19 protein-coding genes and 1 pseudogene are annotated in these 19,849 nt (G+C 56.5%); 18 read left to right on the top strand and 2 right to left on the bottom strand.

Going from position 1 to position 19,849, the window contains the following annotated elements:
• Window positions 1-268 precede the first annotated feature (268 nt).
• From BM083_RS16295 to BM083_RS16345, 10 genes are all read left to right on the top strand, one after another.
• Complete coding sequence (locus BM083_RS16295; RefSeq protein ID WP_089870646.1) at window positions 269-1,048, top strand: Lrp/AsnC family transcriptional regulator; 780 nt, start codon at window positions 269-271, stop codon at window positions 1,046-1,048.
• A 168-nt stretch (window positions 1,049-1,216) separates the two neighbouring features.
• The gene (locus BM083_RS16300; RefSeq protein ID WP_089870649.1) at window positions 1,217-1,639 is read left to right on the top strand and encodes a universal stress protein; all 423 of its coding nucleotides are present in this window, start codon (window positions 1,217-1,219) and stop codon (window positions 1,637-1,639) included.
• A gap of 595 nt (window positions 1,640-2,234) precedes the next feature.
• Window positions 2,235-2,522: a DUF211 domain-containing protein gene (locus BM083_RS16305; RefSeq protein WP_089870651.1), complete on the top strand. Its 288-nt coding sequence runs from the start codon at window positions 2,235-2,237 to the stop codon at window positions 2,520-2,522.
• 7 nt (window positions 2,523-2,529) lie between these two features.
• A complete protein-coding gene (locus BM083_RS16310) occupies window positions 2,530-3,111 on the top strand; it encodes a VIT1/CCC1 transporter family protein (protein WP_089870654.1) in 582 nt (193 codons plus the stop codon).
• Window positions 3,112-3,113: 2 nt separating this feature from the next.
• The gene (locus BM083_RS16315; protein ID WP_089870655.1) at window positions 3,114-5,759 is read left to right on the top strand and encodes a cation-translocating P-type ATPase; all 2,646 of its coding nucleotides are present in this window, start codon (window positions 3,114-3,116) and stop codon (window positions 5,757-5,759) included.
• On the top strand, window positions 5,749-5,919 hold the full coding sequence (locus BM083_RS23455) for a hypothetical protein (protein WP_177197669.1): 171 nt from the start codon (window positions 5,749-5,751) through the stop codon (window positions 5,917-5,919). The genes BM083_RS16315 and BM083_RS23455 overlap by 11 nt, the downstream gene beginning before the upstream one ends.
• A 371-nt stretch (window positions 5,920-6,290) precedes the next feature.
• Window positions 6,291-7,220 (top strand): CBS domain-containing protein, encoded by a 930-nt coding sequence (locus BM083_RS24080; protein WP_089870658.1) that lies wholly within the window; start codon window positions 6,291-6,293, stop codon window positions 7,218-7,220.
• Between the two features lie 95 nt (window positions 7,221-7,315).
• Window positions 7,316-7,783: a pyridoxamine 5'-phosphate oxidase family protein gene (locus BM083_RS16325; protein ID WP_089870660.1), complete on the top strand. Its 468-nt coding sequence runs from the start codon at window positions 7,316-7,318 to the stop codon at window positions 7,781-7,783.
• A gap of 523 nt (window positions 7,784-8,306) precedes the next feature.
• Window positions 8,307-8,729 (top strand): DUF7522 family protein, encoded by a 423-nt coding sequence (locus BM083_RS16335; protein WP_089870663.1) that lies wholly within the window; start codon window positions 8,307-8,309, stop codon window positions 8,727-8,729.
• Window positions 8,730-9,554: 825 nt separating this feature from the next.
• Window positions 9,555-10,118, top strand: a complete 564-nt coding sequence (locus tag BM083_RS16345) for a DUF8170 family protein (protein ID WP_218148978.1) — start codon at window positions 9,555-9,557, stop codon at window positions 10,116-10,118.
• A gap of 235 nt (window positions 10,119-10,353) precedes the next feature.
• Here BM083_RS16345 and BM083_RS16350 read toward each other — a convergent pair whose 3' ends face one another.
• A complete protein-coding gene (locus BM083_RS16350) occupies window positions 10,354-11,589 on the bottom strand; it encodes an MFS transporter (RefSeq protein WP_089870667.1) in 1,236 nt (411 codons plus the stop codon).
• 225 nt (window positions 11,590-11,814) lie between these two features.
• On the opposite strand from BM083_RS16350, the gene BM083_RS16355 reads away from it, so the two are divergent.
• The 5 genes from BM083_RS16355 to BM083_RS16375 all read left to right on the top strand — a co-directional run bounded on the left by BM083_RS16355 (window position 11,815) and on the right by BM083_RS16375 (window position 17,995).
• Window positions 11,815-14,688, top strand: coding sequence for a bacterio-opsin activator domain-containing protein (locus BM083_RS16355; RefSeq protein ID WP_089870669.1), 2,874 nt, complete (start codon window positions 11,815-11,817; stop codon window positions 14,686-14,688).
• A 118-nt stretch (window positions 14,689-14,806) separates the two neighbouring features.
• Window positions 14,807-14,950, top strand: coding sequence for a rubrerythrin-like domain-containing protein (locus tag BM083_RS22905; protein ID WP_143085757.1), 144 nt, complete (start codon window positions 14,807-14,809; stop codon window positions 14,948-14,950).
• Window positions 14,951-14,952: 2 nt separating this feature from the next.
• A complete protein-coding gene (gene gdhB / locus BM083_RS16360) occupies window positions 14,953-16,254 on the top strand; it encodes a glutamate dehydrogenase GdhB (RefSeq protein ID WP_089870671.1) in 1,302 nt (433 codons plus the stop codon).
• 466 nt (window positions 16,255-16,720) lie between these two features.
• Window positions 16,721-17,479 (top strand): uroporphyrinogen-III synthase, encoded by a 759-nt coding sequence (locus BM083_RS16370; protein ID WP_089870673.1) that lies wholly within the window; start codon window positions 16,721-16,723, stop codon window positions 17,477-17,479.
• 138 nt (window positions 17,480-17,617) lie between these two features.
• Entirely contained in the window at window positions 17,618-17,995 is a 378-nt protein-coding gene (locus tag BM083_RS16375) for a DUF488 family protein, N3 subclade (protein ID WP_245756913.1), read from the top strand.
• A gap of 151 nt (window positions 17,996-18,146) precedes the next feature.
• Here the strand turns inward: BM083_RS16375 and BM083_RS16380 are convergent, their stop codons facing one another.
• Window positions 18,147-18,548, bottom strand: a complete 402-nt coding sequence (locus tag BM083_RS16380; RefSeq protein WP_089870675.1) for a hypothetical protein — start codon at window positions 18,546-18,548, stop codon at window positions 18,147-18,149.
• A gap of 138 nt (window positions 18,549-18,686) precedes the next feature.
• Between BM083_RS16380 and BM083_RS16385 the strand changes: the two genes are divergently transcribed.
• The 3 genes and pseudogenes from BM083_RS16385 to BM083_RS24155 all read left to right on the top strand — a co-directional run bounded on the left by BM083_RS16385 (window position 18,687) and on the right by BM083_RS24155 (window position 19,826).
• Window positions 18,687-18,971, top strand: coding sequence for a hypothetical protein (locus BM083_RS16385; RefSeq protein ID WP_089870937.1), 285 nt, complete (start codon window positions 18,687-18,689; stop codon window positions 18,969-18,971).
• Window positions 18,972-19,160: 189 nt separating this feature from the next.
• The gene (locus BM083_RS16390) at window positions 19,161-19,568 is read left to right on the top strand and encodes a PPC domain-containing DNA-binding protein (RefSeq protein WP_089870939.1); all 408 of its coding nucleotides are present in this window, start codon (window positions 19,161-19,163) and stop codon (window positions 19,566-19,568) included.
• A gap of 73 nt (window positions 19,569-19,641) precedes the next feature.
• Window positions 19,642-19,826 (top strand): annotated as a pseudogene (locus BM083_RS24155) (hypothetical protein).
• Window positions 19,827-19,849: the final 23 nt, after the last annotated feature.

A 19,849-nucleotide genomic window follows, 5' to 3' on the forward strand; every position in this document is an offset into this window, starting at 1 on the left:
ATATAATGGGCTGGTCCGCTGTCGGATGCTAGCCTAGCTATCTATGTCACGACGAAACTCGGTTTACGTTGATTCCAGGTTTAACGCTGTTCTCGCATCGTTTTGGACAGCTAGCAGCACCCTACGGTTCTGTCCAGAAACGGCAGTGACCTCTGTCCGATCCTCCCCCACGAGTTTCGGTATCGAAAAAAAACACCCCGCCGAAGAAAATGTTATATGAGTCTGCCTGGTATTCTATTTTGCAAACCGAAATGAGGCTCGTTTACATATGCCCTACCACAACACCGACCATCGCCTCGACGAAATCGACAGGCGCATCCTCCACGCGCTCATGGACGATGCCCGTAACGCGTCCGCCAGCACACTCGCCACAGCGGCCGGTGTCTCCGGAGCAACCATTCGAAATCGTATTCACAAACTCGAGGATGCTGGAATCATCCGCGGTCACACCACACAGATCGATTTTGAGCTAGCCGGCGGCAAACTCACTAACCTCTACCTCTGTGACGTCCCTGTCACCGAGCGTGAGGCGCTCGCCTACGAAGCGCGGGCAATTCCGGGTGTGATCAACGTTCGGACGTTGATGACCGGTCGGCGTAACCTTCACGTCCTCGCTGTCGGCGACAACACCAGTGATCTCCGACGCGTCGCGCGACAACTCACAGACATGGGGATCCACATCGAGGACGAAGATCTCGTCGAAGAAGAACTGTTCACCCCGTACGGTCCATTTGACCCTGACGATGGCGAGCAGCCACCCGAAGCCAACGACTTCATCAGCCTCACTGGCAACGCGAGTGTCGTCGAGGTCACTGTCAAGAGTGGCGCTCCGATCGCAAATCTCACGCTCAAAGACGCGTCACAGCAGGGTATTCTGGATGAGGAGACGCTTGTCATCGCCATCGAGCGAGACGATCTCGAACTCACCCCTCACGGCGACACCGTCGTCCAGCCCGATGACATCGTGACCGTCCTCTCGCGAGCCGGTAGCGATGGGGCTGCACTGTCGGCCTTCCGCGAATCACAGTCGGAACCGGTCACACGGTAAGATCACAGAGTATGCCTGCACTGAGAGCGCTGCTCCGGCACGTGTTTGGGTCCGAGGACATCCTGTACGAGTGTCGAAACTGTGGCACGACTCTCGAAGAAGACACTGAACAGTGCCCTGAGTGTGGAGCGACAGATATCGCAACCTACCAACTCACACCATAGATTCATGACCACTCACATCACCGATCACATTCTCGTCCCCGTCGCCGATCCTGAAGATGCACGCGAGACGGCGCTCGCGCTCGAACCGTACGCACCCAACCACGTGACGGTCTTACACGTCGTTGAGAAGGGTGAAGGCGTTCCGGACAAGACGCCTGTCGAGCAGTCAGAACAGCTTGCCGACGAGGCGTTTACAGCGTTCCAGAAAATAATTCCCGATGCGGAGGCTGCGACTAACTACGGCCGCGACGTAGTTGAGGGCATCATCGAAACGGCCGACGAACTCGACGTGAGTGCCATCATGTTCCGGCCGCGCGGTGGCTCTCGAATTGTTCAGTTCCTCGCTGGTGACCGCTCACTCAAGTTGATTAGCGAGGCCAACCATCCAGTCATCGTCTTGCCAGACACCGCGGAGTCAGAGGAGTAAATACTACCGTCAAGTGGAGCGTTACAGGTCTCGACCAGTTGTCGAAGCTGATCATTACCGTTGAAATCACGAGCGGCAGGGCGAGTCGTCCGAGAGAGACAGGACGACCGGTACGCCAGTTCAACCCACCACGAGATGGGGACGCTCTTTCGAGTATTTTTGCTGAACTTTTTCCGTGCGAACCACAATCAGGATGGGACGCTTGGTTCGGTCGGTGTGACCGTCGAGACCGGAGCATACTCACACTTCGAGGCCACGAAGCTCTGAGTTCACTATGACGCTACTGATGGCCGCGCCAGATAGTCGATTGACTATCCGTGCAGAATACAAAGAGGAACCCCGAAGAACGTGAGGATTCATTAGCAAAGGGACAGATGCGAGCCATGAGCAGTGGTGTTCCGTGTAGCTTCTCGTCATGCTTGTGGAGATAGACGTCTGCCTCAGTACTCGCGTAGCACCAAATCCCGGGTGGTGGCTGTTTCCGACGGCGTGCTCGATCCCCACGGATATGCAACGAGTAACACCCGGATGTCGGGAACTGTAGGGGCGAGAGCCACCCCGACCTTAATCAGTTAGGTGATGAAATAACTTACCAATGCTCAATGTGAGGCGGCTCGTGCTGGATCTGTTGAAACCGCACGACCCAGATGTCGTCACGTTCGCTGAATCGGTCGCTGGCTGCGAAGGTGTTGCCGGCGTAAACGTCGTCTTGATGGAGACAGACAAGGAGGTTCAAAACGTTAAGATGACTATCGAGGGGGACTCTGTTCCAGTGGACACCGTCCACGACGCTGTTGAGGACCTCGGCGGAACGGTCCACTCTATCGACGAGGTGGTCTGTGGGGAGGTCATCGTCGAAGAAAGCAAAACACCACAGGACTGAACTCGTCATGCTCTCCCGTCTGAAACGCCTGCTGAGAGCGCTGGAGCGCGATGACGTCCGCTCTATCTCGCGGCGATACTTCATCTCGAACGGCTTCGATGGCGCACTCACCAGCGTCGGCGTCGCTGTCGGCTCATACCTCTCGGGCGTCCCTGACGGGCTGGTCGTCTTCAAGATCGGTACCGGAGCCGCGATTGGGCTCGGCACGTCAGGCGTCTGGAGCGTTTGGGAAATCGAGCGTGCGGAAAAACGAGCCGAACTCAAGCGCATCGAGCGCGCGATGTTGACCGACCTCGACGAGACACAGATTGAGCGCCAAAAGGCCGGTGCCAGGCAGGTGAACGCGCTGATGAGCGGTATCGGGCCGGTCATCGGTGTCGTGTTACCGATGCTCCCGTTTCTCCTCGAAGGAACACTTCTAGGCTTGCGCGATGCCACGCTGGTCTCTATCGGCGTCGCAGTCTCCATCCTCTTCGTGTTCGGTGCATACCTCGCCGACATTTCCGAGCAGAACTGGATCGTCGCTGGCGCCCGGATGGGCCTGGCTGGTATCGTTGTCGCGTTACTGAATCTCGTTCTACCTGGGTGAGTATGACTTGGCACGATCGATCCATCGATGCAGTGTTCGAGGATGTGGACAGCGACACTAACGGAATCTCGACAGACGAGGCAGAACGGCGGCTCGAAGAAGTCGGCGCTAACGAGATCACGAGTGAGGAGGGCCGAGGAGCCCTCGAGGTACTCGTCTCGCAATTCACTAGCGGACTGGTGCTCATCCTTGTGGGAGCCGCAGTACTATCGGTCGCTGTCGGTCACGTCGTCGACGCCGGCCTCATTACGATAATCTTGCTTGCTAACGGCGTCTTCGGGTTCGTCCAGGAGTATCGCGCCGAACAGAGCCTCGAGGCGCTTCGGAAACTGGCCGCCCCGAATGTGACCGTCCACCGCGACGGGACGCGCCAGGAGATCGATATCACTGAAATCGTTCCGGGAGACGTGCTAGTGCTCGAACAGGGTGACGCTGTCCCGGCCGATGCTCGGGTCGTCGAGTCGGCGAGTCTGCAGGTCGACGAAGCACCCTTGACCGGCGAGAGCGTTCCCGTCGAGAAGCTCACGGGGGAACTCGACAGCGAGACCCCGCTGGCCGAGCGCGAGAACATGGTTTACCGGGGGACGACCGTCACTCGTGGCCGGAGCAAGGCGGTCGTCGTCGAGACCGGCATGGCCACGGAGATGGGGACCATCGCGACCGAACTCGCGGAAGCCGAGACGCGCCAGACGCCACTCCAGCACGACCTGGACCGTCTTGGGCGACGGATCGGATTCGGCGTCGTCGTCCTCTCGGCGCTCGTGGTCCCCTTCTTGGTGTTTCGTGGTACCGCCCTGTTGTCTGCAGCACTGGCGGCTATCTCGCTGGCCGTCGCTGCCATCCCAGAGGGCTTGCCCGCGGTCGTCACGTTGACTCTGGCGCTCGGTGTCCAGCAAATGGCCGACGAGAACGCGCTCGTCCGAACTCTCCCGGCCGTCGAGTCACTCGGCTCCGTGGACGTCGTCTGTACGGACAAGACCGGAACGCTCACTGAGGGGCAGATGCACGTCGCTCGCCTCTGGGTCCACGACGAGGTGATTGATGAATCGTTTGACCCAGACGACGACCGCGTCGGTACCCTGCTCCGAATCGGGGCACTGTGCAACGATGCCGACGATGAACGCGGTGAGCCGACCGAGCAGGCCTTGCGACAGGCTGCCATCGAAGCAGGTATTGACGTCGCCGCGCTCCGGAACGACACTCCCCGCGAAGACGAGGTTCCGTTCTCCTCAGACCGCAAGCGGATGGCGACCGTTCACACCGACCGTATTCGTGTAAAGGGTGCTCCCGAAGTCGTCCTGGAGCGGTCGACGCACGTCTTGACCGCCTGTGGCGTCGTAGAATTAGACAACGCAACTCGCAACCGAATTCGAGAGCAGGTCGAAACGTTCGCCGACGACGCACTACGCGTCCTCGCGTTCGCCGACAAGCCGACCGACGACGGTGGCGACCCTGAGGATAATCTAGTGTTCGTCGGCCTCCAGGGACTCATCGATCCGGCTCGGCCCGAAGTCGCAGACGCCATCGCCGAAACCCACATCGCGGGTATCAATGTGAAGATGATCACGGGCGACAACCGCCTCACTGCGCGGGCCATCGGACGCGAGGTCGGCATCGAATCCGACGTCCTAACTGGCCCCGAGCTGGATGCGATGGACGACGCGGAACTGCGCGAGCGCGTGAAAGACGTGGACATTTACGCCCGAGCTACGCCCAGTCATAAGGTACGTATCCTGCGTGCACTGCAGGACGATGGGCGAACGGTCGCGATGACAGGCGATGGCGTCAACGACGCACCCGCGCTCAAGAACGCCGACGTTGGCATCGCCATGGGCGTCCGGGGCACGGACGTTGCTAAGCAGGCCAGTGATATCATCCTCCTTGACGATAACTACGCGACCATCAAGAACGCCATCCGACGCGGACGGACCATCTTCGACAACGTCTGGAAGTTCGTCGCCTACCTCCTGTCGGCCAATCTCGCGGAGGTGCTGCTCGTGTTCGTCGCGTCCCTCTTTGGCTACCTCATCCTCCCCGCTGTCCAGTTGCTTTGGATCAACCTGCTAACCGATGGTCTCCCGGCACTCGCACTCGGGGCCGACTCCGCATCCGGCGACGTGATGCGCCGAGAACCACGTGAATCCGCGGATGGTATCATCGACCGACCGATGACGGCGCTCATGGGCGGCGTCGGTCTGACGACTACCGTCGTCCTCCTCGGAGTGATGTTCCTCACGCTTGACGGGGCACCTGAAGTGACGCCGTACGCCATGTCGATGGTGTTCACTGGGTTCGTCGTCTTCGAGTTCGCCAAACTGTACGTCGTGCGCTGGTCCCGGGGGACATCGCCGCTGACAAATCCCTGGCTGGCGGGAGCCGTCCTCGCATCGTTCGTGTTACACCTGTCAGTGCTGTACACTCCCCTGAATCAGTACTTCGGGACAGTTCCGCTGAGCATCGGCGATTGGGGACAGCTTCTAGCTGCGCTCGCAGTCGCCTTCCCTGGATTCCTCGGAATTGCGTGGTACGTCCGGCGGTCGACCCGCGAACACCGGACCGCACAGAACCGAACGGGCGACAAGCCACACCGCCAAGAAGACAACGAACGGCAGAAGGGAACGACGGAACGGGGCCAAGATGCTCGTTGAACTCGGCTTATTCGTACTTGGCTTCGCGTTCCTCGTGTTCGGTGCGAACCGCGCCGTAACGTCTGCCGGCGATCTCGCACTCTACTACGGCGTCTCGCCGTTTTTCATCGGCGGCGCTACCATCGCCGGCCTCACCACCGGACTCATCTCGGCCGTCTAGCATCTCCCGCTGTTCTAAATTCCCAGTCAGACGATCTACGAGAATATCCCTACATTCGGCTTCTTCGTCTCCTCCACCTTCCTCTCGGTCTTCATACGTGGCTGTACAATACCAATCGCACCCTTCTGTCCGGCCTCCCCATGCACACGGCATTCAACTGGGCAACGGGGTGTTTCTGGTGCTTGAGTCCGACCCCGCGAGCCTCACGCTTCTGATACTGCTCGCCGCGATGACCGTCGGTGTCGTCGCCTACTGGGGCTCATCGACGCATCACGGCCCCGCTCACGGTCCGATACCACCGTCGCTGCATCCTCTCATCGATTTATATAGTCGCCAAATAACCTCTTGGCACGTCGTACCGACATACGATTATGACGTTCCCGATTCGCGTCAACGACGTGATGAGCAGTCCGGTCGAGACCGCTTCGCCCGAGACAACTGCTAGCATTGCCGCCGGCCAATCTCGTGCAGCCTCGATTGGATCACTGGTCGTCGTCGAGGATGAAGAAGTCGTCGGCATTGTTACCAACGACGACTTCGTGCGACTACTCAGTGAGGAGTCAGACCCGAAAGAGCGCCCACTATCGGAGTTCATGTCACGGGATGTCGTTTCAGTCAATGCAAGCGCTCCCCTCGGAGACGCAGTCGAAACGATGTTTGAGCACGACATCGCCCGGTTAGTTGTTTTTGATGGTGACGAGCTGGTTGGGCTGGTCAGCACCGATGACATCGTCCGTTGTGTCCCTCAAATCCTCCAGCGGCGGGAAATCGAACGGTACGAGGGACAGACGGCTCGCTATCACCGATATCAAGAGACCGTGTACGATGAAGACGACTGGGATGTCGATGGTACGGGACTCGACGATCACCGCGTCAACGTCGGCGACAGAGTCGAATTTTCAAAGACAATCTGGGAACACGATGTAAGAACCTTCGCGGCCGCCAGCGGCGACACCAACCGGCTCCACCTCGACAACGAGTACGCCAGACAGACGCGGTTCGGCCGGCGGATCGCCCACGGAACGCTCATCAGTGGGTTGATCAGCGCCGCGTTGGCCCGCCTCCCTGGCGTAACCATCTACATTTCACAGGATCTCTCGTTCCTCAAACCGGCCGACATCGGTGACCGCCTCACCGCGGTCTGTGAAGTCGTTGAGGACCTCGGCAGGAACAAATACCAGCTCACGACGGACGTAACCGATTCGAACGGCGAACGGCTGATTGAAGGGCAGGCCGCCGTCCTCATCGACGAGACACCGGAGACTGGCCGGGTAACCGTTGAGGCCATCGCCAGCGGCTAGTTGGGCGATCAGCAGACGATCTCAACTTGTTGTTTATCTGGAAGTAGGAGACAGCAGACGGAATTATGCCACTCGCTAGCGTACCTCGAAGCGGAATGACTCTCGACGAACTCACCGACTTTGGGATGCACGAGATGACTGACGAAGAGGTAGAAGGGTTTCTGTCTAGCCAGAGCATGGGGACACTCGGACTCTCAACGGAGGCTGAACCCTACTTAATTCCAATGTCCTATGGGTATAACGGAGGTTCGCGTCTCTACTTCTACTTCGTCGTAGGGAACGGTAGTCGGAAGGTAGAGTTGGCCAACCAGGCAGAGTCGGCAGCGTTCTTGGTGTATAGCGCTGAGACGGCATTTAACTGGCGGAGTGTCGGACTCATCGGGACGATTCGGGAACTCCCGGAAGACAGTCGTGGTGACATCGACGAGACGGAGATGCCAACGTGGCGACCGGAACTATTCGAAACCGCGAGCGAGTCCTTGGAAACACAGATATACGAGTTCCGGATTACGGAGTGTACCGGTGTCCGACACACGGGTCTCCCACCGGGCTTCTACGGTTGAACGTGCCGTTGTCTGGAGTGAGCCGGGCTGCTCAGGGACGGAGCCAGATAGAGTGCGACCCATTGCTCTCTCGTCGGTTGCCTTCCCTCAACGAAAAGTGACGGAACAGCGGTGTTCACGACGAACATGCGAGTGAGCGTCTGTAGCGCGAAGAACTGCGTATCCTCGTACGCCGTGTTAGCAGCGCGATTCGAGTTGAACTCATCGGAGTCGTGATTACGAGGGAGTCGGGTCATCCAGCAGGCACGGTCCGAGAGCGGGTCAAACGTCACCAATATCGAGTCTCGATTGTATCGGCAGGAACGAGGTGGTCGAAGAAATGAACGCTCCCGACGGTGGAACGTATCCGCACTGTGGGCTCGATATGCACGAGAGTGGCCCGTTGATGTGTCCGCAATATGGTGCCCCTCGCTGACAGATTAGGCCTGCCTAAATCGGAATCACATTTCTACAATATCTATCGTACCGTCGCCGTCACAGGTGCCGCTCACAGTTATTCTGTCTGGGTGCCTACCTCATACACATGTCCGAGACGTCTTTCGACACAGAGATCGACACCGAAATCGCCGACCGCATCGTAAGTTTGTCCCGAACTAGTCTTGGTGACTCGTTGCGGAGTGTCCTCTACTTCACTCCCTCTGCCTTCGATGTCCTGTACGTTCGTCGAGACCTCTATGAGTCGACCGAGGTAGCTCGACCAATCAAGGAACCGCTCGTCGAGTTCGAGCAAGTCGGCTTCGCAGAGGCACCCGTTCGAACGGCAATCTCCCGGCGAGAAGGGTCATCTATCGGCCCTTACGAGTTCACGGTTCGCTTCCACAGTGACGGATTCGTCGTCAGAGCAATCGAAGGCGACGGCGGTGTCATCCTCACGACAGACAGCATGGACGTCACGGCGTTCGAGGAAGCAATCAACGCCATTCAACGACTGCTCGTCGAGAGGTGAGGGTCGGTCTCACAATATCCGTGACACGACAACTCACCCAGTGAGTTTAGAGAACACCTGTTCGAAGTTTTCGAGCGCGTCCTGGGAAGTTCGTACGCTTCTTGTCGGATTCACGCCCGTCCAAACAGTGGACACCGAATCAAATGAAGGATGTGTAGTACAACAAGCCAGATGAGACACCCTTGAAACCGACCTCGGTACCCCACAAAGCATCCTCGGCTAGCGGTCGCTTTGTTTCCTCGGCCGCCACCAACAACTGCCAACTGGTACGCGAGGTTCCGTAGTCCACCGCTGACTGTTGCGTAGGGAGCACTGTTGGGGTCACTTCCATCACTACCGGCTCGATTGTTCCGGCCGCCACCGACCACGGCAAAACTATCTAATGCCTGATTTTCGAGTCCCCCGGCGACGACCGGAAACCGGCCCAAGACTTGGTTTCGTCTCCCCGAGAGAATCCCGTCTTTGTCGAGGTCAGCTTGGGCCGACGCAGTCCCTGTCCCGACGACACTGGCCAATCCCGCTGCCGCCAGTGCTGCAAGTATACTCCGTCGAGATGTGGGAGACGCTGATTCCGTTCTCAGCTCCCCCTCACGATTGCTGCTCGTTTCCCCGTCTGCTGTATCCGCTTCATCTGGATGCGTTGTCATTGATCTTGTTCGTCTTGTACCCGTCTCAACTGGGCAGTGATTTTCTCTGGCTCTTCCGACAGGACTACTCCAATTGAATCACATCATTCTTATTACAACACATATTGACACAATTCCGATTACAAAGTAATTTGCGCAAGATTATTTCTGTAATGTATGTCACAGTCGAATGTAGGGTGTGGGAGAATACCTACGATTCGCGGTGCTATGCGTTGATTTAATAGGATTTCCTCAGTGGGGGGGACTGCGGACAGTTCTATCTACTATTGAGCGCCCAGTGAGAGATCTCGTGGAGCTTCCGACCAACCGGCTCAACTCGTTCGACATCATGTTATCTTTGCTCGCGGCCTATACCGATTACATCGTTGGTGTCCTCGAAAAGGAGAGTGGCGGTGAAGCACCAGAACTGGGCGAGATCGACGACGCGCCCTACTTCGAGAAGTCGTACGTGTTCCCGCGCGATTACACCTGGGTCTCGGACACGAATCTCGTATCGAAACAGCACGTCATCCAGGCTGCCGTCGAGATTGCATTCACCGGCGAATTGAGTGGCGACGAGACACAGACGGAGATTACGTCGCTCGTCAAGCGTGCACAGGTTGCTGAGATTGACGTTTCCGAACAGGAGGTCTGGGATGTGGTCGACGAGCGAGAGAGCGAAGGCAACGCGCCAGCGACGTACAGCTGGGTCCATCTCAACAAGTTCCGGAAGTTCGAACTGCACGGCCGATGCCTCCCCTGAACTACAGAGGAGGAACTCCGAGTCGCCGTCTCGGAGCTTCCCTCGCCGACCCCACGTCCCGCATGGGAGAAGAGCGAGGAGTCCTGAGTAAACTACCCAGCCCTATCGCTCACCTCACAGTTCGCACTTGAGGGTGTCGTCAGAACGCAAAAACTAGTGAGTAGAGAAGGTGTGGATATAGCGTAGGATGAGAACTGAATAAATATCAATCGGTAAGTTTGAAGACGAAATTATATCAAGACTCGACTCGCGGGAGATAATGACCGGTCTCTCGTCGGACACCACCCACGAGAATTACGGCCGCAATCAGTGGTAGGGCCGCACAACAGAAATACACGGGCCAGAAGCCGACGGAATCGACGATCGGGAGTGTGACGATGGGGCCGAATCCACCGCCGATATCCCCAAGCACGTTGTTCGTTCCCACGGCACGACCCATCTCCCCGTCGACAACAAGATCGCCTAATAGCGCCATCAGAGGCCCGCTCGTGCCGCCCTGCCCGAGCCCAATGCATACACAGGCGATAGCGAGAGTTATCACAGAATCTGCAAATGCGAGCAGCAAGAAACCGATCGACGTGACGCCCAGAAACAGAAGCAAGATAGGGACTCGTGACTTGTTCCGATCACTGACGTACCCCCCGAGATACATCGAGAACCCCGCAGCGACAACGGTGAGGCCCATGAACAAACCTGAGGAGCCCTGAGCATCGAATCCAAATACACCGAGTTGGTTCTGGCCGATAAATAGGACGAGTGTCGCGAACAGCGCCCCGACGTAGACGAAGAACACGGCGAAGTTTACCATGCCGACCGTGACCGCAGGGAGACTCGTGTTGATCTCCCAGGGTTTGACCGACCGATTCTCTCCCCCTTCGACGTGTGTTTCGGGCACCGTCTGGTATGCGATGACGCTAGCAAGGAATGCGAAGACGGTAGCGACCGCGAACGCGACGAGGTTCCCGGAGAGTTCGCTGACCAGACCGCCAAGTACCACTCCAGTCGGGAAACCGAACAGGACGCCGCCTCTGATGAGCCCCATATTCGAACCTCGTGATCCACCGTCGCTGATGTCGTCGGCAATCGTGTAAGCGGTCGCGAAGACGAACGCGCTTCCGACACCCCAAAGCAGACGAGCAACGATGAACCACGCTTCAGGAAGTGGTGCGATCAGTGCGATAACGTAACCCGCCGTAGAGAATCCCTGGATGAACATCCCGATGACGAACGGTTTTCTCGTCCCGAACCGGTCCACAAGGCTTCCAGCGGGCGCGTTCGCGAACAGACGTGAAAACCGGTTCGCGCTCAAGATAATCCCGACGAGAAACGGGGAGATTCCGAGAACAGCACCGAGGTTCGGTAAGATAGGAAAGATCACGCCGCCGCCGAAACCGATGAAAAACGTGCTAACGATGACCGACCCAAGAATGAGTCGTCCCTCGGTTACTGACCCTGAGAACCGAATATTCATGCTTGAGACGGCCGTGTTTGATACGCTTGAGTATGACTATTTCAGAATCGACATTTGAGTGCAAATCTTAGAGACGATTCTTGAGGGGTTAGACAGCAAACGGCTTTGTTCACGGGTGGTTGATTAACGAACCATGCACCGACACTCCGGCATGGCCCAGCAAAGCTGGAACCGAACTCGAATCGGTATCAAGAGCAGCGTTGGTTTTTGCTCTCTATTCGAATAATGGACTCTCCACCAACCGTCCTCGATTCGTCGACGATTTTGCTCGTCGGGACGAACGACTGGATTACAGAACTTGCCGCAGCGCTGAAAGCACAAGCTGACGCGACTGTACAGCGTGTTCGGACCAAGTCAGAGGCAACTGACGTCATTCGGACGCACACCACGGACTGTCTCATCAGCGAGTACGCGCTTGGAGAGGCGACCGGACTCGAACTTCTCAGAGAGATTCGCGCCGAAACCACTGCACTTCCAGTATTACTCGGTACTGCCGCCGGAAGTGAGGCTATTGCCAGCGAGGCTATTGAAGCTGGAGTCACCGATTACATCGCGCTCACGGATCCAATCGAGCGGATGACCGAAGAGCTCGTCGAACGAACTGAACGTGCTATCCGGTCCGCACAGCGGTCGGCCACGCAACGAGAGCGGGCCAGACAGTTCGACGCAATCTTCAACGATTCACGAACCGCAACGTGGGTGCTTGACCCGAATGGTGCACTTGCCCGTGTGAATGAAACAGCACGACAGATGATCGATGAAGACGTCGAAACGCTCGTCGGCGAGCCATTCTGGACACTTCCGTGGTGGTCGCAGGCCGATGCAACTGAAGCGGAAGTGCACCAAATCGTGGAGAGCGCACTCGATGGGACGTTCGGAAATGTTGTCGTTCCACAACCGCAACACATCGAGAATCCGCGTGTTGTCGATCTCTCCGTGCGCCCGGTCGAGAACGAACACGGTGACCTCGTTTCGATTGTCGTCGAAGGTGTCGACATCACCGAGCGTGTCGACCTCGAACGCGACCTTCGCCGATCAGAGGAACTCCATCGAGTTACGCTCAACAACATGACCGACACCGTCCTCATCACGAACGAAGACGGTGAGTACACCTACGTCTGTCCCAACGTCCACTTCATCTTCGGGTACACGGCTGACGAGATTCACGAACAAGAGGCGATCGGCGACCTTCTTGGAGACGATTTCTTCGACCGTGACGAACTCGCGGCCGAGGGCGTTCTGAAGAACATCGAGACGACCGCGACGGACAAGGCGGGGAACGAACATACGCTCTTAGTCAACGTTCGAGAAGTCTCGATTCAGGACGGAACGCTCCTCTTCAGCTGTCGAGATATTACGAAACGCAAGCAACGTGAAGAGGCGCTTGCTACTCTCCAAGAGACCGCTCGTGATTTCCTGTACGCCGAGACCCATCAAGAGATTGCCCAACACGTCGTCGACGATACACCCGGTGTTCTCGATTTGGATGCGAGTGCAGTCTACCTCTTCGATGCTGATACCAACGACCTTCGACCTGCAGCGCATTCGACAACGATGAGAGAGTTGAATGGGCCGCTTCCAACCGTTCACGCCGACGGCGAAACCCTCCCGAGTTTTAGTTTCGTCGAGGGCAAGACACTGTTCTTCGACGATGTCCACGAAGCAGACCGACTCGAAAATCGGGCGACTGACCTTCGCAGTGCAGCCTACATTCCACTCGGCAACCACGGCGTGTTCGTCGCTGGTTCGAATCAGGTTGGCGTCTTCGATGACGTGACGCGGGAACTAGCCGATCTTCTCGCCGCAACTGCTGAAGCAGCGCTCGATCGTGTCACACGAGAGTCCCGACTCCGGAAGCAAGATCGAACGCTGCAAGGCCAAAACGAACAGCTCACTGCTCTGAATCGCATCAACGAGACGATTCGAGAGATCGATCAAGCGCTCGTGCAAGCGGAAACACGGGAGGAAATCGACCATACAGTCTGTGAACTGTTGACCGCGGACGACCGGTTCAGATTCGCCTGGGTTGGCACGGTCGACCCGACGACCGACACCGTCGAACCACGAGCGTGGGCTGGAAGCGAACGTGGATATTTAGATAGCCAGACGTTCGCTGTCAACGCATCGGATACAGAGCCGGCCGGACAAACTGCCGCGACTGGTAACGTGACGATAGTGACTAACGTCGCTGCTGGGCTCCGCGACGAGCCGTGGCGGAAGGACGCACTCGCTCGCGACTATCTCTCGGTGTTGAGTATTCCCCTCGTCTACAACGACCTCACACACGGGGTATTGACGGTCTACGCGCCGACTCAAAACGCGTTCGACGACACGACAGAGGCTGTGCTAGCTGAACTTGGCGAAACCATCGCATCTGCTCTCAGTGCGATCGAGCGGAAGAATGCGCTGCTGACGACGTCGATGACGCGTGTCGAGTTCACAGTCGACGATTCGGCGTTCGTCCTCTCTCGGCTTGCAGAGGACGGAGCGTGCACACTCTCGTATCAGGGCGGCGTTCAGCAATCTACAGAAGGAAGCTACGTGTTCGTCACCGTCGAAGAAGGGTCTCTGGAGGGTGTCGCAGAAGCCGCCTCACAGTTGGTTGCAATCGACGACGTCCAACAGATCAGTACCGAAGGAGACGGTGGTGTCTTGCGGCTCCGTCTCACACAGCCATTTCTCGCCTTAGAGTTAGCCGACCATGGCGCAATCTTCCGAAAAGCGACTGCTGACCCGACCTCTACGACGCTTGTCATCGACATTCCGGACAGCATCGACGTCCGAACGATCACCCAACTCGTTCATCAGACGTTTTCAACTGTCGTACTCCGTTCGAAAAAGACGCTCGACCAGTCGATGGAACACGACCTCTACTCGAAGTTCCTCGAGAAGTTGACCGAGCGCCAATTCGAGGTGATTCAGACAGCATACTACAGTGGGTTCTTCGAGTCACCGCGCGAGAGTACGGGAGAAGACGTTGCAGAGACACTCGGTATCTCTCCACCTGCGTTCTACAAACACGCTCGAACCGTCCAGCGGAAACTGTTTGCAACAATTTTCGAGGAGAGCAGCCTTTCACTCGCGGAATCTAGCAAGTAGGTTAAATAATAAACCACTTCCTTAGAGAGGGGTTTGGTAGTTAACTGCCAGATATTCCCTAATACACCTATTATGTCGATTCAGAGTGCCCCGGATTCGTGGCACTCGAAAATCCACTATGAGAGATGTAAACCCCCAGCCGGACGAGAAAACCCCATACGAGTGCTTCCAGTGTGGAAACATCGTCATCGAGGAAGATAGACCAGGGCAGTGTCCCGACTGCAGCGGACCGATGCGAAATCGACAGATACCGATCGAGTAACCATGGTATCCCAAACTCATACGACTCACGACAAGTCGGATGATGCGACGACGGATTTGGACCAGTCAGAATCAGCGCTTGAAACGGCTCGCCGACAGCTGCGTAGTGCTGCCACTCACATAGACATCGACTCGAGCATCGTCGAGCGGCTCAAGTATCCAAAGAAGGTCCACGAAGTAACGGTTCCAATCAAACGAGACGACGGAACAGTTGAGGTGTTCACGGGCTATCGAGCACAACACGATAGCGTCAGGGGACCATTTAAAGGAGGGCTTCGATACCACCCCGAGGTTACTCGAGATGAGTGTGTTGGGCTCGGAATGTGGATGACGTGGAAGTGTGCCGTTATGGACCTCCCGTTCGGGGGTGCCAAGGGTGGCATCGCCGTCAACCCGAAGGAGTTGAGTCCAGAGGAAAAAGAGCGGCTCACCCGTCGGTTTGCACAGGAACTTCGTGACGTCATCGGCCCTAACCAGGATATTCCCGCACCCGATATGGGGACAGACCCTCAGACGATGGCGTGGCTAATGGACGCCTACTCGATGCAGGAAGGCGAGACGACACCGGGCGTCGTCACCGGCAAACCACCTGTTGTCGGTGGTAGTAAAGGCCGTGAGGAAGCCCCCGGGCGGAGTGTCGCGATTATCACACGGTTGGTGTGCGAGTATTACGACCGACAGCTGGAAGAGACGACGGTAGCAGTCCAGGGCTACGGGAGTGTCGGTGCGAATGCGGCCCGACTACTCGACGATTGGGGCGCGACCGTCGTCGCCATCAGCGATGTCAATGGTGCGATGTACGACCCAGCGGGAATCGACACGGCATCAGTTCCGTCGCATGATGAGGAACCGGAAGCAGTCACGAAGTACGCCGAGAGCGTCATTTCGAACGACGAACTACTCACACTCGATGTCGACGTACTCATTCCCGCCGCCCTCGGGAATGTGATCACTACAGAGAACGCAGGAGCGATTAGTGCAGATTTTGTCATTGAAGGTGCGAACGGCCCGACGACGTCCGCGGCTGATTCGATTCTTGCAGAACGAGATATCGCAGTAATTCCTGACATTCTCGCTAACGCCGGTGGGGTCACTGTGAGCTACTTCGAGTGGCTCCAAGACATCAATCGACGAGCGTGGTCACTCGAACGGGTAAACGACGAACTCGACGCAGAGATGCAGGCCGCGTGGGATGCGGTTCGAGGAGAGTTTGAACAGCGTGATGTCACCTGGCGTGATGCGGCCTACATCGTTGCACTATCCCGAATCGCAGAAGCACACGAAGCACGAGGGCTGTGGCCATAATCAGATGCCTCACCCCTCCGCTCTTCAGGCGTGGCACCCATCGACGCCACTCGAGCGAGAGCTTTACCGAATATTCCGGCTGTCATCGGTTGGGAGCGCAGTGACAATAATGAGCTTCGCCGGCTATCTTTGCATCGGCAGTGCGCTCCACATCGCTGGGGTCTATACACCCTCATTCCCACTGATGAGTTTCTCTGATCCCGTGTTCACGATTCTGAGTTTCCTCGTCGGGGGATTCATCTGTCTCCTCTCCGGGTCGCTCACGTGTCTCACACTGCTAGTGAGTGTAAAAGATGCTAACGCCGAATTTGTTCTATTGACGAGTCTCATCGCCTTCGGCTTCGGTGCAGCCACAGTCCGAATCACAGTGAACCCAGTTCTAACCTGGTTGGCTGCGCTCTGACCAGTATAGAATCCTGAAAATGACGAATTACATGAATCACTACACACGAAGTTCGGGTCGAATATGATCAACAACACGATCTCTCAAAGATGTAAGCCGACGGTAGCCGTTCTCCGGCCTGACGACACTCGTATCGTCGAGGCAGTCGGGTATCTCCGGTCACTTGGGGCTTCGCCAGTGGCAGACCCCATGTTGACGATACAACCGACCGGAGCGACACCTTCGGTAGGAGACTATTACGTCTTCACAAGCCGGACCGGAGTACACATAGCTGCCGAACAAAATTGGCTTCCGGGTAACTCAACAGTGTGTGCGGTCGGCGAGCGCACTGCATCAGCATTACAGGCCTGCGGCGTGTCAGTAGATATTGTACCGTCGACATTCACATCCGCTGGTCTCGTCGAAGAACTTGCTGGGGAGGTCGACGGATCGACTGTCGAGATTGCTCGAAGCGCTCACGGCAGCGACGTATTAATCCAGGGACTAGAGGCTACCGGTGCAGACGTCCATGAAACGCAGTTGTACCGATTGGAGAGACCACAAGCAGCTGGTCAATCTGTCTCGCTTGCAATCGACGGCCAATTGGATGGAATACTATTTACCTCACCGAAAACGGTCGACCACCTTTTCGAGATTGCCGCGGAGCAAGACAATGTACACGCACTCCAACAGGGAATAGCGGAGACAGTTATTGGGGCCATTGGAACGCCGACCGCTCGTGCAGTTCGAGGGCATGACATCACGGTGGACGTCCAACCAGACACAATCGAATTCCCTGAGCTCGCCAATCGCACCGTGAAGGAAATCAACACCCGCAATTGACTCCTGCATCCTCATATCCGGTGTACAGCAACTCTTGCCGAGAGATTGACTACCTCAACCTTTTACCACTAAGACAGAAACCATGACCACAACTAACCTCCTCAAAGACAGTACGTCGCAGCGCTGCAGCATAATCTCGTGGACATACCAACGGAGGCAACGCTCGTGGGTGTGGTTCGGCGGCCAACCAGCTGGTTCAGAACAACAGTCGATGAAAATTATCCAGCACTCGGCCCCCCAGCAGACCTCCTCGACGAATGCAAACAGCGCCACGAGGATTTCAAGATGCAGGGGCTGTGTGACGAAGGGGCACATAATGCTGCTTGGGACGACGTGGAGTTTGAGAAGCGGTATCAATCATATCTTACTGAAAACGTAGATGCCCTCAAAGCAATCAACGAACTTACCAGCCGGCTTCGCGATGGAGAACACCTCGTCTTAGTTTGTTTTGAGAACATCAATCAGAAACGGTGCCATCGCACGCTTCTCAAAGCCCACCTGAATGCACAGCTGTAGTCAATTGTTCCGTCCAGTGTAACTCTTTTTTCAGTTCTTCAGTTTGTGATTGACTAGCGGCGCTTCGAGCCTGTGTCGCCTACGAGAAGGTAAATCAACAGCGCATTCGGATTTTCCGACGGCTCGAAAATCGGATACAAAAAAAAATGACTCAGTTTGAGTCAGAAAGCCAATCGTGCCGTAGCTCGTTGAGAGCGATTAGCACGTAGAGCAATCCGACCAGCCGCGTTCCTTCGTAAACCCATGGTCTCCACTTGCAGTTGCTTGCGTCGGTGTACGCAAGCGGTGTTGCACAGCCAACAAAGACATGTGGAGAACTCACGGCGAGAATTCCGATAAGACCGAGGACTTTCTTGAATCTCGAATACGAGGCGTCACTGCTCCACACAAGCAGTAACAAGGCGATTCCTTCAACCCGCGCACCAGTCATAACCCAGGACCGCAACTCGCACTCATCTGGGTCCTCGAGGGCGACCCGCTCGGCAGTCGCAATGAGCGCTTCTGGTGCCAAGAGTTCGATGAGACCGATCGTTGTGAGTATCTTGCGGAGCATGGCTACAGATTAAACGGTTACCCATATAACACGTCGTCTGTTTGCTGACCCATTAGAGAACCATCGTGGTGACCACGGATTGCAGTCGGGTCTCCTGAGAAGTTTTTCGAGCCCCACATGGCTGGAGGCTGGGTTCAGATGAGCAACCGACTATACATCTCAGTGCATCGTCAGACAGCCTTTAGTGACGACGGCCAGCTCGAAGTAACCGAAATGAACGTCGAAACTTCACTCGAATACTTCGGCGCTGAGGCTAATAACCGCAATCGCGAGTCGCGACGTGACCAACCAGCGGCGAGCGAGTCCGGCATCGACGACCGACCGGAAGTGGCCCGTGTATCCGAGGGCGATCAGTTGACTTTGTTCGTGGGTACTGACGAGAATCAACAGACGCTCGTCGTCACAGAGGCTACCGATTATTGAATCTTGATCAGATTAGGCGACTAATCACGAGTATGTTGAATAGACATGGAGAAACTACACAGATTTTAGGTCGTGATAGCGTTGGTTGAGTTGACAAATTCCGAATTGTCTCATTCTCGTGTCGATATCAGCGAGTTGTGGTATGCGAAAAATTGTATGCACTGCCGCTTGAACCGACACGTGGACACTATGGACTACGTCGAAGAAGATGAGCAGATCATCATCAGGCTCGACCCCGGAGAGCAGGTACTGGACTCACTCGAAACGCTCCGTGACGACCTGGACATTGAGAACGGATTCCTGACAGGCATCGGCGCCGTCGATACGGTCACACTCGGGCACTACGACGTCGACGAACAGGAGTACATGGAGGAAAAATTCACAGGGCAGTTCGAGGTGACGAGTTTCCTCGGGAATATTGGCCCTGACAAGATTCACACCCACATCCAGGTCGCTACCCGTGAGTTCGAGTCACTCGGCGGGCATTGCTCGGGGGCACGAGTTTCAGGGACGTTCGAAGTCATCATCACGCGGGGTGAGACCCCATTGACGCATCAACTCGACGAACAAACAGGGCTTGACGTGTTCGACATCTGAACGACCTGGCAATCCAGGGAGTACACTCTGTCTTTTTCGAACAACCGAGTTCAAGATATGAGCGCTTGCAGAGGTGTCGACCTATTTCATATCCGTTCAGTGTCTCAAACCACCAACTCCCCACCTTATCCACACGGGTATTGCGACCATTCACGATATGGCGACGCGTCAAGCCTGTGTCGCCTACGAGAACGCGAACCAACACAGGTGCGAATCCTCCGGCGGCTCGAACACCGAGCACAGGTGGGGTGGAATTGATTTCTTGGAGGCTGAAACACCAC

Source organism: Halogranum rubrum, from assembly GCF_900114455.1.
GTDB lineage: Archaea > Halobacteriota > Halobacteria > Halobacteriales > Haloferacaceae > Halogranum > Halogranum rubrum.

Coding starts and splice junctions, on each gene's coding strand:
- BM083_RS16295 (WP_089870646.1), top strand. CDS start 269: ATGCCCTACCACAACACCGACCATCGCCTCGACGAAATCGACAGGCGC.
- BM083_RS16300 (WP_089870649.1), top strand. CDS start 1,217: ATGACCACTCACATCACCGATCACATTCTCGTCCCCGTCGCCGATCCT.
- BM083_RS16305 (WP_089870651.1), top strand. CDS start 2,235: ATGCTCAATGTGAGGCGGCTCGTGCTGGATCTGTTGAAACCGCACGAC.
- BM083_RS16310 (WP_089870654.1), top strand. CDS start 2,530: ATGCTCTCCCGTCTGAAACGCCTGCTGAGAGCGCTGGAGCGCGATGAC.
- BM083_RS16315 (WP_089870655.1), top strand. CDS start 3,114: ATGACTTGGCACGATCGATCCATCGATGCAGTGTTCGAGGATGTGGAC.
- BM083_RS23455 (WP_177197669.1), top strand. CDS start 5,749: ATGCTCGTTGAACTCGGCTTATTCGTACTTGGCTTCGCGTTCCTCGTG.
- BM083_RS24080 (WP_089870658.1), top strand. CDS start 6,291: ATGACGTTCCCGATTCGCGTCAACGACGTGATGAGCAGTCCGGTCGAG.
- BM083_RS16325 (WP_089870660.1), top strand. CDS start 7,316: ATGACTCTCGACGAACTCACCGACTTTGGGATGCACGAGATGACTGAC.
- BM083_RS16335 (WP_089870663.1), top strand. CDS start 8,307: ATGTCCGAGACGTCTTTCGACACAGAGATCGACACCGAAATCGCCGAC.
- BM083_RS16350 (WP_089870667.1), bottom strand. CDS start 11,589: ATGAATATTCGGTTCTCAGGGTCAGTAACCGAGGGACGACTCATTCTT.
- BM083_RS16355 (WP_089870669.1), top strand. CDS start 11,815: ATGGACTCTCCACCAACCGTCCTCGATTCGTCGACGATTTTGCTCGTC.
- BM083_RS22905 (WP_143085757.1), top strand. CDS start 14,807: ATGAGAGATGTAAACCCCCAGCCGGACGAGAAAACCCCATACGAGTGC.
- gdhB (WP_089870671.1), top strand. CDS start 14,953: ATGGTATCCCAAACTCATACGACTCACGACAAGTCGGATGATGCGACG.
- BM083_RS16370 (WP_089870673.1), top strand. CDS start 16,721: ATGATCAACAACACGATCTCTCAAAGATGTAAGCCGACGGTAGCCGTT.
- BM083_RS16380 (WP_089870675.1), bottom strand. CDS start 18,548: ATGCTCCGCAAGATACTCACAACGATCGGTCTCATCGAACTCTTGGCA.
- BM083_RS16385 (WP_089870937.1), top strand. CDS start 18,687: ATGAGCAACCGACTATACATCTCAGTGCATCGTCAGACAGCCTTTAGT.
- BM083_RS16390 (WP_089870939.1), top strand. CDS start 19,161: ATGGACTACGTCGAAGAAGATGAGCAGATCATCATCAGGCTCGACCCC.